This is a genomic window from Xenorhabdus bharatensis (genome assembly GCF_037996705.1).
GTDB classification, from domain to species: Bacteria; Pseudomonadota; Gammaproteobacteria; order Enterobacterales; family Enterobacteriaceae; genus Xenorhabdus; species Xenorhabdus bharatensis.
The window spans coordinates 115,556-129,001 of sequence record NZ_JBBMXG010000010.1 but is presented as its reverse complement, the minus strand read 5'-3'; the positions used below and the strand labels follow the sequence as shown (position 1 = coordinate 129,001).

9 protein-coding genes, 1 tRNA gene and 1 pseudogene are annotated in these 13,446 nt (G+C 45.0%); 4 read left to right on the top strand and 7 right to left on the bottom strand.

Annotated features, from left to right (window positions below; translation table 11 throughout):
- Window positions 1-372 precede the first annotated feature (372 nt).
- From AAC855_RS11430 to AAC855_RS21620, 6 genes and pseudogenes are all read right to left on the bottom strand, one after another.
- Window positions 373-1,077, bottom strand: a complete 705-nt coding sequence (locus AAC855_RS11430; protein WP_340609712.1) for a DUF2931 family protein — start codon at window positions 1,075-1,077, stop codon at window positions 373-375.
- Window positions 1,077-3,026, bottom strand: a complete 1,950-nt coding sequence (locus AAC855_RS11425) for a phospholipase effector Tle1 domain-containing protein (RefSeq protein WP_340609711.1) — start codon at window positions 3,024-3,026, stop codon at window positions 1,077-1,079. Before AAC855_RS11425 ends, AAC855_RS11430 begins: the two co-directional genes overlap by 1 nt.
- A gap of 21 nt (window positions 3,027-3,047) precedes the next feature.
- Window positions 3,048-3,830, bottom strand: coding sequence for a DUF4123 domain-containing protein (locus AAC855_RS11420; protein ID WP_340609710.1), 783 nt, complete (start codon window positions 3,828-3,830; stop codon window positions 3,048-3,050).
- On the bottom strand, window positions 3,827-5,863 hold the full coding sequence (locus AAC855_RS11415; RefSeq protein ID WP_340609709.1) for a type VI secretion system Vgr family protein: 2,037 nt from the start codon (window positions 5,861-5,863) through the stop codon (window positions 3,827-3,829). Before AAC855_RS11415 ends, AAC855_RS11420 begins: the two co-directional genes overlap by 4 nt.
- 44 nt (window positions 5,864-5,907) lie before the next feature.
- Entirely contained in the window at window positions 5,908-7,665 is a 1,758-nt protein-coding gene (locus tag AAC855_RS11410) for a type VI secretion system baseplate subunit TssF (protein WP_340609708.1), read from the bottom strand.
- A gap of 1,118 nt (window positions 7,666-8,783) precedes the next feature.
- Window positions 8,784-9,203: pseudogene (locus AAC855_RS21620) on the bottom strand (transposase); the annotation flags it as partial.
- Window positions 9,204-9,377: 174 nt separating this feature from the next.
- On the opposite strand from AAC855_RS21620, the gene AAC855_RS11400 reads away from it, so the two are divergent.
- From AAC855_RS11400 to AAC855_RS11390, 3 genes are all read left to right on the top strand, one after another.
- Entirely contained in the window at window positions 9,378-10,319 is a 942-nt protein-coding gene (locus AAC855_RS11400) for an IS110 family RNA-guided transposase (protein WP_340609705.1), read from the top strand.
- Between the two features lie 429 nt (window positions 10,320-10,748).
- A complete protein-coding gene (locus AAC855_RS11395; RefSeq protein ID WP_340609703.1) occupies window positions 10,749-11,234 on the top strand; it encodes a hypothetical protein in 486 nt (161 codons plus the stop codon).
- A 505-nt stretch (window positions 11,235-11,739) separates the two neighbouring features.
- Window positions 11,740-12,003 (top strand): helix-turn-helix domain-containing protein, encoded by a 264-nt coding sequence (locus tag AAC855_RS11390; protein WP_340609701.1) that lies wholly within the window; start codon window positions 11,740-11,742, stop codon window positions 12,001-12,003.
- Window positions 12,004-12,265: 262 nt separating this feature from the next.
- Here the strand turns inward: AAC855_RS11390 and AAC855_RS11385 are convergent.
- Window positions 12,266-12,341: transfer RNA gene (locus AAC855_RS11385), tRNA-Ile, on the bottom strand.
- 291 nt (window positions 12,342-12,632) lie between these two features.
- On the opposite strand from AAC855_RS11385, the gene AAC855_RS11380 reads away from it, so the two are divergent.
- Window positions 12,633-13,415 (top strand): GNAT family N-acetyltransferase, encoded by a 783-nt coding sequence (locus AAC855_RS11380; RefSeq protein ID WP_340609700.1) that lies wholly within the window; start codon window positions 12,633-12,635, stop codon window positions 13,413-13,415.
- The last annotated feature ends 31 nt before the right edge of the window (window positions 13,416-13,446 follow it).

Genomic DNA, 13,446 nt, shown 5'->3' with positions numbered 1-13,446 from the left:
TTTGTACCTCTCCAAATTCCTCACTTTTCTCGCCTATATACAGAAAAAGTGAGGAGCATAAAACGCATTGATTTTTAAGGATAAAAAATTATCAATTCCTCACCTGTTTTCGCAGTGAGGAAAATAAAAAGTGAGGAGAAAAATGAGGAGCAGGTGAGGAACTATTTTTTCTGGCAAGTGTTTTTCAGCTCTCCGTACTATCGGGTTAATGTATTAGCCCGGTAGCACGGAGATGACAAGCGCAGCGCGTCAGTGACACTTAGAAAAATAAGCAAGAAATGCTTTCCGGCCAGTTATCAATATTGGCTCCCATCAACATCATAAATAAGTCATGCCAACTTCTGATATTGAGGCGATTTCCAAATAACCGTTTTACCACTCACCGTAGGGGTATTCTTTCCCTTTGATAAAGTTTTTAATATGTTCTGAATACTCACTATAACCATTCAGAACTTTTGTTTTTCCCTGACATATCGTCATATCTTCACCGGAAACTGATTCACCCGTGGCCACTAAGATATTATCGCCATTGTTTTTATCATAACCCCGTAACCAAGCCTTGCCGGTTCCACCGGGAGCCAAACCAATAAATAAGGTATCTCGATAGAAAATATGATTTTTAACTCGTTGGCCAACAGAAGGCTCTCTCATCAACTTTCGGATATCTGGTGTAAAAACAAACTGTGTCTGGTAGGTTTTTTTATCAATCACAGAATCCCAGCAAACTAATAATGCCTGGGGTAAGGCTTCACCATGATTTTTAATCCCGCTAGTCCCCCCTCCTAATTTCTTACTCCATGAATTCACACTTCTAAAATCTGAATTTGCTCCATCAGGCATAAATTTTTGCACAAGATAATTATCTTCATCCAAAAATTGAACAAAACTAATACTGGCGGGGAAATATTCTGGAGTAATAAATTGAAATCTCCATTTATCATAAGGTAGCCGTTCACTGTTGCGCACAATGGGTTTATAGGTTACTACTCGCTTTCCTGACGGATATGACTGACAGGCCGCTAATCCGAATATCATGCCCAAGCTGAATAACAAAGCTAATGTTTTTTTGTTTCTCATTATGAAATATCCTTGCCATTATTATCAAAAATAGTTCTACGCCAATTACTATTAGGACGATTCGCATAAGCAATTTCCGCCGGGAAAATATCCCCTTGCATGTTATTATCTTTTGTTTTTGTATTGTTCCAATTTGCTGAAAAGTGAGTGTATTTAGACCCTATCAGAGTCAGTTCTTCCTGAGTAAAAGGCTCTGGTTTCTGCCCCTGCCTGATAGCCAGCCCCTGAGCAATAGCTTTTTTTGTTATCGCCTGAAGCTCCGCTGGAAGTTGATAATTACTATCATTATCGTTTGGTTTATCAAAAACCAGTCCTGCTTCTTGGGCGGCATCCTGCATGACCAGCATACCCACTTTAGACCAATCATTTTGGATGGTACGAGTAAGAACTGCTGCTGCCATCACCTTGGTCGAACCCGATCGTTTAGCATATTCTGAACTATCATCATGCCATGTGATCAGCTTAACATTTTCATCTGTGACTAATGAGCCAATGGTCGGGGATTTTTTTAACTGCTCCAACTCTTTTTGCGTATTTTTATAAACATGAAGATTATTATCTGAAGGTACTCCAAACCCTGAAACTTCCATCATCTTCGGTCGAGTAATACATAAATTTTCATCACCCACAGGATCATATCCGCCGCCAACATCAGCATGTGCGCCGGGTAGTTCAAGTTCAGGCCAGTGAGGTTTTACACTGTTTAAGGAAAAATTATAACGGCATTCATTCTGCGCTGTAATATGGAAAACACTTTTTGCAATATCAGAAGATAAAAATATATTAGCAGGTCCTGTCACAGAAGAATTATGGGGATTGAGCAGATTGTTCATTTCAGCAATTGCTGTAACCGTATCATAGATACCCAGAAAGCGGGTCTTACCGGTAGGATAACGGGAATTCTCCAGATAACGATGATCAGCAAGGCTCTCATTAAGTGCCTTTAACAAATCTTTATCTTGTTTCAAAACACGGTTAGCGAAATGACGGGCTGATGCAGCTCCTCGACTAAAACCAATAATATCGAACTGAAGTGATCTGACATTATCTTCTGTTGTTTCTAAAAATTTCGTAAGTTCATTTTTTATTTTCTCGATACCAATATCTGTTTTAGTAACAACGCCGGTATCTCCTCGTCCTGTTCCATACCCAACGACACTATCGGATTCCCCTGACTTAGTGCCAACACCGTCAATGTATACTTTAATCTGATGATTTCCTTCACTAATTTCATTATTACTATATATGTTATGTAAGAAAACCACATTGGTGTAATAATTGTCGTAACTTAGTCGCCAGACATCACCAGGCGCTCCATATTTATTAAAGGAACACACAAAATTATTAAACTGTTCTGGGGTTGGATCACTGTTTTCTTTAGCGCATAAACGTTCATCCGTATTATCTACATTGTTCCCCGTTCCATCAAAAAAGACGCCAATAGTCAAGTTAATACCACTTTCAATCACCTGCATTTCCAACACATGCCTTCGTTTAAGTTGAGATGTGCTGAAACCTTTTAATGTCGAATTTTTAAAGTGTTCAGATGACTTCAATTCGTCTTCCTGCCAGCCTTTAATCTTAGGGTATGCATTACTGAGCCTACCCAATGTAATATATTGGTATTCATGTCCGTCCAATATAGCCGTTGGCTTAACAAGAGAATTAGCCTCTCCAGTTTGCTGGCGGGGTGTTCGTTTCACTATTTCATCGGCAAGAGGCTGTGCTGTAACAGATAATGTCACAGGCATAGGGGGAAGATCTGCTTCACGCAATAAACCATTACCATCTGTGGTGCCCGTTCTCACAATGCTTTTGTTTCCACGACTTGTCAGTTTATAAGGTATACCCGTTAATGGTTCACCCTGTTCATCGACGAGTTGAAATTCAATCCAGTGTTTCAGTATATCTTGGCAGTTAATGCAATCCGTTTGTTCTAACTGACTCATTCTTTTTTTCCTTAATTAATCTTAAATTTCTTTTCTAACCACAACCTGTGGGTTATCGGTAATAAAGTGTTCAACGGTGAGTTTATTCAGGTTCTGTTTTTCACCTCTCACCTGTTTTAACCACACCACAAGGCTTGTTTGCAATTGCCCTTCAGGTTCATCCAGTTTCAGTGCTAATTCGGAGTTTTCTTCCCAAAGCTGACAACTTAACGCGTAAGCCAGATTCTTGAGCGTCGTATCGGTTGAGTAACGGGCTTCAATCAGATGATCGCCCAGCACAAATAAATTCTTATTCAGTTCCTGAGGGCAATTTTCTGGGCGGGAATAGCAAACCGGAGCGGGCGTATCGATCATCAGCTCATTCACCGGTGTTAACAGTTCACGCCAATCCCCCGGTTTCAACGCGGGCAGTAACGGTGTGAAAATGCGGTTATCCATCAGTCGCAACACCACAACCTGACCATGTAGTAATACCTGCTGATGTAAGCGCCAGTGTTCTAACTGAAATGACCACGGTAAGGTACTGCGATAGCCCCAGCCCCAACTGGCATCACTGAATGCGTGTTTATCCAGCAATTGCGCCAGTTCCGGCAGGCACTTGGCTTTGGGTTGGATCAGCCACGGACTTTGCTCCAGCATGGCATTCATCGGTGTACCGCTGTAGAGCGGAAATGCCTGCTCTGTCCAGTCGTTGAGGTAAAAGAGCTGGACGGGATTCGGTTTCGCCAGACTGTTGACCAGAAAATAACACTCGCCGCTGTCCTGCTGTGATAACCAGCTTTTCCAATTAGTCGATTCCATCATGCTTCCTCTGCTCCGGTAATAACCCAGTTTTCCTCTTGCTGCGCGAGAATGGCGCAGGGAGGCTTAGCCGGAAACTCGGTTATCGGGAGTGCTTCCGCCATCGGGAGCTGCCCCACTTGTGCCAGTGGTGCCACGCCTTCCGGTAATTGCAGTGAAACCCCGCGACCACTGCCGCCTGAACCCTGCCCAACATTAATCGGTGAGCAGAGAATGCCGCCCGGCGTGACTTTCAGAAAACTGCCGCCGACTTTCAGGGTGATTTCGGCAGCCGCTTCCAGCACTACTTTACCGCCGCTTTTCAGGTGGATTTCCTGCCCGCTGTCAATCACGGTGGCATCCCCGGTCTGAATATGCTGGCTGCCGGCAATCCGGTGCGATACATCGCCTTCAGTGGTGATTTTGCGCGAACCGGCGACCTGATGATGGTCATCGGCGCGGATATCGTGGTAACGGTTGTTATCAATGCGGCTCTTCTGATCATGTTTGATATGCCAGTAAGCATCGTTTTCAATGTGCGCGGTCAAATCCTTCTGACCGTGGAGATAGATTTCTTCGCTGTCTTTCGCATCCTCAAAACGCAGTTCGTTAAATCCTTTGCCTTTGTGGGTTTTGGTCTTAAAGGTGGTGCGGGTTTTTTGGGCCGGTAAATCCAGTGGTGGGCGGTTCAGGCCGTTATAGACACAACCGGTAACAATTGGTCGGTCAATATCACCATTAAGATAGGAGATAATCACTTCCTGACCGATACGGGGTATCGCCATAAAACCAAAGCCGTTACCGTTCCAGCCCTGTGCTACACGAACCCAGCACGAAGCGCCATCATCCGGCGGGTCATAGCGGTTCCAGTGAAAATGGACTTTAATCGCCCCGTCTTTATTGACGAAGATTTCTTCCCCTTTCGGGCCGACCACGAGGGCAGTTTCATCCCCATCGGCCAGCGGTTTATAGTGGAAAGGCGGACGCCAGTCGGCAAGGCCGTCGATAAAACTGAAATGATTACTGAGTGTGGTGCCTTCACCACCACTATCGCCCAGTGCCTGTGGGCAACGCCCGTGGTGGCTGATGCCGACCACCTGCCAGCGCACATTCAGTGGCTTATGGGGGTGATTTTTTATCTCAAAGATTTTACCCGGCATCAGTTTGATGCAGTTACTGCTGCCGCTACCGGTTTGTTTCTGGTTGTCCAGCGCTTCCTGCCGGTATTTTAAAAACGGGATAGCCGCCGCATCTTTCTGAAAACGCCCGTAACTTTCAAACACGGCATAGGGGGTCTGGCTGCCGAAATCGCGGAAGCCTTCGCTGCTGTGCATATGGGAGAGGTGATAACGCGGCTCTGCCGGGTTGAAATCTTTATGCAGGCTGCGCTGCGGACTCATACCGACACCCAGCCGCACCTGATAAATCGTATCGGTTCCGTAGGCGGTTTCCGGCTGCGGCTGGTATTGCAGCGGCAGCCCGGCGGTCATCCCCAGATGGCTGTCGCTGAAAAACGCCGTTTCATCCTCAAACCAGAAGCTGATGCCTTCTTCCGCTGCCAGACGGCTGAAAAACGCATAATCGGATTCACGTTTCTGGGTCACGTATTCCCTGTCCTGATGCGCATCGTAGAGTTTTGAGTCGGCCTGTACCCGGTGTTTTTTCAGCAGGCTGTTTAAAATCGCCGGGACATTTTGCTGATGATAAATCCGGCTGTCCTGATTGAGCGTCAGCCGCCAGCAGGCCGGGCGCACCGTCAGAGTATAGAGTGTCTTGTTGCCATCGGTGCCGACCCAGTCAGCATGGGAGATGATACCGGTGACTTTACGTTGCAGCCTGTCCCCGTTAAACACCTGCAACACCGCTTCCTGCATCAACAATGAGGCCAAATCAATGTCAGCCTGTGGCCTGAATGGGTTTGCGTTACCGGCTCTGACCAGCGTCAGGTTCAGGGTAAAAAGTTCGGATAATCCCTCTTGTAGAGAAAATTCTCCCACAGCAAAGGTTTCTGCCGGCACACCGGCAATGTGGCAGACAAAGCGTAATCCACTTTTCATATTGATTTTTTCCTTATGGTTTCTGTCATGTGTTCCTTAATCCATTACATTTCCGGACGTAGTCCATCGACATGCCAGAACTGCCACAGTGCCTTGTGACTGTCAGGCGTAAAAATCTCCAGCATGACAAACGCAGATTGGGTGATAAAACAGGCCAGCGCCTGATTGATTAACCGGCAGAAACGGTACATTTCCCCCGGATTACGGTAGCAGTCGGGATTTAGCGTCAGCGCGAGTAAATGCCCACGCACAGAACGCCCCAGCCGCATCCGGTCGGTCAGGCGCTCTTCGACCTGCACAATACCGTCAATGTGTTGGTGGAACTGGCGGCTCAGGGGACGATGCGTGTCGGCATACGGGTCAAACAACCGGAGAAACTGTTTCAGGCTGTCGGTGGCAAACAGCATCATTGGCGGGCTGGAAAGGCAGGACAGCAGCGGCCAACCGCTCTTTTCCTGCAACAGAGGCGGGTAATCGGTCATGACCGGCGTGATATTGTGGACGCTGAGATGAGACGGTGCGCCTTCCTGCGTCACGGTAATCGTGCCCTGCGTTAATGCCGGTGCCTGTTCATGGTAGCCGGTGAAATAACACAAAATCGCAATGGCAGGTAAGTCGTTGGCCGGTTTGCCCGTCAAATCAAAAAAGTGCAGCCGGTGCTGAATTTGGCCCAGAAAATCTTGCTCAGTCTGAAGCTGGTAGTAAAACGTGTCGGGTTGCTGGTCGTCATCCCGAAAGTGCCCGGCCGGGGTAAACTGTTCAATCGGCAGCCAATGATACGGTGTCCCGCGTTGCTCACTGTCACCGGGCTGTTCCACAACCTCAATATCACCCAGCCGGAACAACCGCACCGATTCTCCCAACGGCAGAGGATAACGGTGATTACCGGCTTCCAGCTCAATGGGCAGGCTTACCCGATTTTCCAGATGAATAGCCGGTACACAGCCCAATAAGAATGCCTCGTCGATATCCGTCAGCGGCAATTCACCCTCGAAACGAAAAATCAGCTCAAACGTGCCGTCCGCATTCAATGGCACGGTGGTACAACTGTTGCTGATATCCAGCGTGACAAAGTTATACAGTGGGGACAGCGCATAATACTCCACAAGAGGTTGCAGACCGGAATACGTATTTTTGGGCAGAGGCAGCACCGGATTATCAAATACATTGTGCCAGCCATAAGGAAAACCTCGCAGTTTTCGCTGCTTGCCCTGCGTGTTCAGGCTGACCTCACAAATATGTTGATCCAGCCACAGACTGAGCTGGGCGGACTTTTCGGTGTCAGTGCCGAGGAAAAAAGTTAATGCACCACTTTGCCAGACCGGAGATACCGTGCCGGTCTGGCACAGAGTCAGCATAATTTCACTGTGGGTGCCGGTCTTTTTCACCGCGCGTTGTTGCACGATCAGGGGTTCAATATGCAACGGACGGCCGGTTTTAAACGTCATTAACTGCCCGTTGTGGTGAGCGGAAACAGCGGTGTTCACTGGAATATCTGTGCTGCCCTGATGTTCGCCATCGGCGGGATAAAACTGAAGTATCGTAGTGGGTGGGATGGGACATAACGCTAACGGCCAGATACGGGACAGAATACCGTGCGTGATTTCGGGGAGTTCATCCTCCAGTTTAGCCCGTACACTGGCAATCAACAGAGAAAAGGCTTCAAAAAGACGCGTAATATCGGGATCATGGGAGGCAATCAGAAAATCGGCCAAATGCGGTGAGTCTTTCGCCACACGTTGCGCCAGTTCCCGCAGATAGGCACGTTCTCTCAGGTACAGTGATTCCTTGTTGTTGTTCATTGAATTTCACTTATGTTTTATCTGTCAGGGAGCGGTTCTGTGCTGAATTTAAATAGGCATCCAGTCTGTAAAGGTGATTTATTGTACACATTCACCAATAAAATTAATTAACCAATTAAATCCAATTTTTGTATGATTTTGGCCGAATATGGGGAGATTGGCGGAATTTGTACGGGAATTCAGACAAAAGTCAGGATGACAGGAAAAACGGTCGTTTGACTCCCTTCTGGCTAACCGTTAATATCTTTGCTTCCAAAGAAGATCCATCGCCTGTCAGGATCGCCTTCGGGTGGCGAAACAAAACTCCTGTAGCCTGAAAGGGAGAGCAAGCATTGCGGTACATCTGCGCACTTTTGGAAGTAGATATCGTCGAATAAATAACCAAAGTATCGACGATGAAAGTTTCCCGGTTTCTTTATGCACCGGCTTATCACACACATAGGGCAGTAACCTTGCCACGTTCACCTTAACCATTTTACCTTGCACGATCTTTACCCACGCTTTGATTTACGCACGAAAAACGTTCCGAAAACTTCGCGGCGTCACTTGCGTTAAAGCGAAGCGATTACCAAGTGACGCCGCCAAGCGTCAACGTCCAGAGCACGTTCGGTCTGGCTTTACGACCTATTTGAACCCCGTTTTACTCAGTGTCACTAACTTTTCATTGGCATTTTCTGCCTTAATTCACTTATTTCGTTTGTTTTTCACCCATGCCTTGTAACAGGCCGATGCAGTAAAGAAAGGAGATATCACACGTCACGAATAATGCGGCGTTCATCCTGATTGAATCAGGCGCTGAACGGGGAGTAAACCATCGCCGTGCTGAGCACGCAGCGAACTCCTGCAAAAACTAAACACAATGCTCTCTCTGCTACACATTATCTGACGCACCACGGAACGGTGAACCTAACCGACACGCAGGAAAAATGTTTCTAAATGAGTAAAATGAGTCTGAAAATCACAGGGGAAATACGGATAGCGAAGCAATCACGAACGAGAATAAACAACAAAGATTGATTTAGCCGTCCGTATTCTCCCAGAGCTAATACATGAGTATTTTTTGCTCTCAATTAATACCCAAATAAAACAAATTTGAATTATTTTGTATGCGGTACTGGTTTTTCCCGGCGGGCTACACCGTCAAAGACCCAGTTTAGGGGAATACGCAGGTTATGGCAGACCTCTATTTTGCTTGAGTCAATAAACTCAATGCCTGCGGTTTGGCTTTTACGTAATGACAGGAATGTGTACAGGGGAATCAGTGCTCTTTTTTTCAACGTAAGCCTTCAGGTATAACTGACTAACCTCGGGAATTCCTTGTGCGGATAAAGGGTAACATGCTCAATATAAAAGCATTTAAAATTCCGGTAATGGCTCATATGAAATAAAATGAGAATCGTTATGACCTCGCTGAGAGAAAGGGAAGAGGAGCGCTTACGTTGGCGTAATCCATTCTCGGTAAATTGTTGATGCCAGAAAGGGATAAATTTTTGGCAAAAGTCATCGACGCAGCAGTAAAGTTCTTCTAAATTAGACATGCCTGAGGATCTCCACGATTTTGTTTTCTTTAGCAAAAACTTTGATCGTGCCTCAGGCACTTTAGTTCCCTTCTCTTAAGCGATGAGATGGTCTTCCCCTCCTCAACAATAGCGCTCTGAGCCAGAATAAGAGCGCCTATTTTCCTGCTTAACTTCATTAAAGAGGGCAAGATCATGAACAAAGGAAAAATCATTGGAATCGATCTGGCAAAAACACATTTTTATCTTTTTACTCTTGATAAGGAAGGCCACCCGGCAGGGAAGAAACGATTATCCCGTGGGGAACTGCTGAGATGGTTGGCTCAGCAAACCGTGGCCATCGTCGCGTTGGAAGCCTGTGGCTCGGCTCACCATTGGGCAAGGGAAATCCAGGTACTCGGACACCAGGTGCTAATTCTCCCTGCTCAGCATGTTAAAGCTTATCAGCGTAAGCAAAAGAATGACTATAATGATGCTCAGGCAATTGCTGAAGCCTTCCAGCATGGTACGATCCGTCCGGTGAGAGTAAAAAGCCTTGAACAGCAAGATGAGCAAACTTTTCTGAAAATGCGGCGAGGGGTGGTAGAAGAGAAGACGCAGCTGATCAATCACATCCGCGGATTGCTGGCTGAATATGGCATTATTTTGAAACAAGGTGCCTCTGCTCTGCATCATCTTTTACCGAGCTTGTTGGAAGACGGTGATCCTGCTATGACGCTAAAGTTAAAAATACTGATGCAGCGTCAATATGCACGTTTAGTGACCTTAGAACAAGAGATAACCTGGTATGACAGTGAATTGAGAATACAGGTAAAGAAAAATGCGGTTTGTCAACGGCTCCAAACTATTCCCGGATTTGGTCCCCTAGTGAGTCAGTTATTCAAAGTTTGGATGGGGGATGGACAACAATTTAGACGGGGACGCGATGCATCAGCGGCCCTGGGACTGGTTCCCCGGCAATTTAGCACGGGAGGCCGACAGATATTGCTGGGTATTACAAAATGTGGTAACGGTTATATCAGAGCCATGCTAATTCAGGGAGCACGGTCCGTGGTTAGCCGGGCTGCCAATAAAACAGATACGCTGAGTCTTTGGATTAATCGACTGCGAAAAAAAGAGGGTTTAACCGTACTGTAGTTGCACTGGCCAATAAGTTGACACGGATTGCTTGGGCCATTATTTCCCGGCAAGAAACCTATATCCCTAAGGGGGTTAGTCTGGAAAACGGTTAATGCAAAGTTACATACGATTAGTGTTATAGAAATTGAAGATATTCCCAAAAGTCATGCATTGTTAAGAAAGCGAAGATGATAAAAAACAGGTCAAACCGACGCCCCGAAAACCTGTTGAGCTTTTAGGCGATAAAAGCCGTTTAAGCGTTAAGGACGGAGCGTGCGAATGCCTCATCAAGGCCAGAAGTCATGCCACTTCACCAGTAGGCCGGATATACGTAAGCTACCTTGTTCTTTTGTCTGAAAAGCTCTCTTGCAATACAGGGGAAGACCATATACAAAGCTCAGGTTAGGCAGGTATTTAGAGCAAAACTATCAGTGCGAACTGAAATTCATGAATGGATACTATTATACCGATTGCCCCAATATGCTGTTACATAAGGATTTTGGTTTCAGCTTGAGAGGATTTGAAAAATATAGTTGTTCCATATGTAACGAAGATCCCGTCGACTGCGACCACAGAACCGGACAGCAATATAATGATATTAAGTGTGAAAGTTTTGATGGAAGATGTAACATTTGTTGTGGAGATATAGAAAAATGCGATCATTCTATAGGTGAACCATATGATAATGTTAAAACTATCAAGGTCGTTTCAGAGCTAAAACTGATCACATTTGATTTAGTCAAAGATCCGGAGTTTGTATTTGCTCGCATACTTGAAATACAATATTCAAAAAAACAAATCCTTGATATGCTGGCTAACGCCCCCAATCGTGAACGATTTTTGTACGGCGAATCTTATATTAACTGTAACCCCTGTACAACATGTAAAGGTTATGACCCAAGCGTTCTTGAAAAAATATTTGAGCAAGATTAAATAGCTAATTGTTAAAAAGTAGTAAATAAAGTACAACCACTTTCTTGGAGTGATTGCGTATCACGTTTGTTCCACTGCATAACAGTTACAGTTGATCTGCTCACTATTTAAAAATACATCTTGACGTGTGTTATGTCCGCTTCTGGCACTAAACTAGCTGTTATATTTGCTTGAATCCAGAGTAGCAGAGTGCCAGCTTGCATAGGTTGTTTAATAGCATATAACGCAAAAAGTTAAGTATTTATACTGATTCGCTTATTGAGTCCGATAAACCAATCAGTTAAAGTAGCCCCGCCATTAGCAAAATCTAGTGGTCAAGGATTAGCACCCTTGCAAAGAGCTATCCACTGGTAGGATGTTTCTACCAGTGTGCCTGCGCTCGCATTTTCTATGGCGGTTCAGGTGGGGGGAGGCTTCGGCCTCGCCGGACGATAGCTCCCGGTATTGCAAACCCTGTCTGAATCGCCACCATCAATTTTCTCAATTAATGGAAGGGGTAGCAGGAATGTTCAATGTTACAAAAGACTGGCATCAAGCCGATATTATTGCTGCATTACGTAAGCGCGGTACAACCTTAGCGGCTGTTTCTCGTGAAGCTGGCCTCAGTTCATCTACACTAGCAAATACTCTTAGCAGACCCTGGCCGAAAGGCGAATGGATCATTGCTAACTATCTCGAAATACATCCCTCAGAAATCTGGCCGAGTCGCTATTTTGATTCTTATGGTCAGTTAATTGAGCGTCATGCTCGCAGTAAACCACTGGAATAATTACTCATCAGTTATTGAGATTCAAACTTAGCCATTTTTAGAAATCATGGCGTTTTGCATTTCAAGTAGCGATTAGGGAAGAAGAAAGGCAAACATCGTATTTTCAAGTGATGTGATAAATGTCACAGAGAGAAATACGACAACGGCTTATTACCGTAGCGGTGTTAGTTGGTTATACCTCGCGCTACTGCCAGAAGGTATCCTATGGGTATCCTAGAAAAAACTAAGGGGTCGCACTTTTGATGCAACCCCTTGATAATTCTGGTGGCCCCTGCTGGACTTGAACCAGCGACCAAGCGATTATGAGTCGCCTGCTCTAACCACTGAGCTAAGGGGCCAGTGAAGTGGGGGGATTATACGGTACTGTGTGGCATTAGGTCTAGCCCCGAAAATTCATATGCGCATTTTATATACAAAAACAAGTATCTTTTAACTGATTTAAACTATTTTCAAGTGCTATCAACTATTTTTTAGTGATGTCGATTGTCTTTTTGATTAATTTCTCTGGTTATTTACTGGTTTTTGATTAATGTTTGAACATTGAAATTTTGTCGGGCATGTTCTGCTCTTTCTGTAATCTGAGAACATATCTGTATTTTCCTATAAAAATATTTTTGTGACTCAACAATATGAGCCTATATAACTTATCAACTTCAGTTTTGTCCCATCGTAAACTGGAAGATTACTTTTTTTCATCAATCAGCAAAATATATCGGCATATTGGTACGGGTATTCGGGTTTATGTAACCGGTGTTGAAACTGATGCATTAAATTTTTTACAGGTGGTTGATGAAAATGATCAGATAGCAGAGGAGCTGAAAACAGGGATTCAGTTAATTGGAGAGCAATCTAATGTGCCTTTTCTGATTGTTGCTATGCAGCCCAGTCGTCAGGTTTTAGCGGTTATTGAGCAGGCCGGGTTTGTATTTGATCCTGATAGTATCACAACGGTTATGGAGCTTGATTTAATCAATTGGCAGATGAAGGTTGAGTGTTACGCTGAATATGAAATCAGGAGTGTTGATCATCGTTTGTCTGATTGGATGATCCCGGTTAAAAGTGCATTTGAGACTGGTGATTCGATCTCCGGGCAGTATATGAAATGTCATCAGGCTGCATTAATTGCCGGAAAATGCTTGCAACATTACGTCCTCTATATTGATGAAAAACCAGTTTGTGCTTTAACCCTATCAAGGCTTGATAATATTATCCGTCTTGATGATATCAGCACAGTAAGGGAAAAAATGGGACAAGGGTATGCTTCAGCATTAATTATCTATGTATTGAATGACGCTAGGAAAAAAGGCGCAACAGCATGCTATCTGGAAGCTTCCCACGAGGGTAATGGCGTGTATCGTCGTATTGGGTTTGAACCATTATTTGAATGTCAGGCTTTTGTCCGTGAAAGCTAAAAAGCTCGTGACAAATAAAAAACGCCTGTCG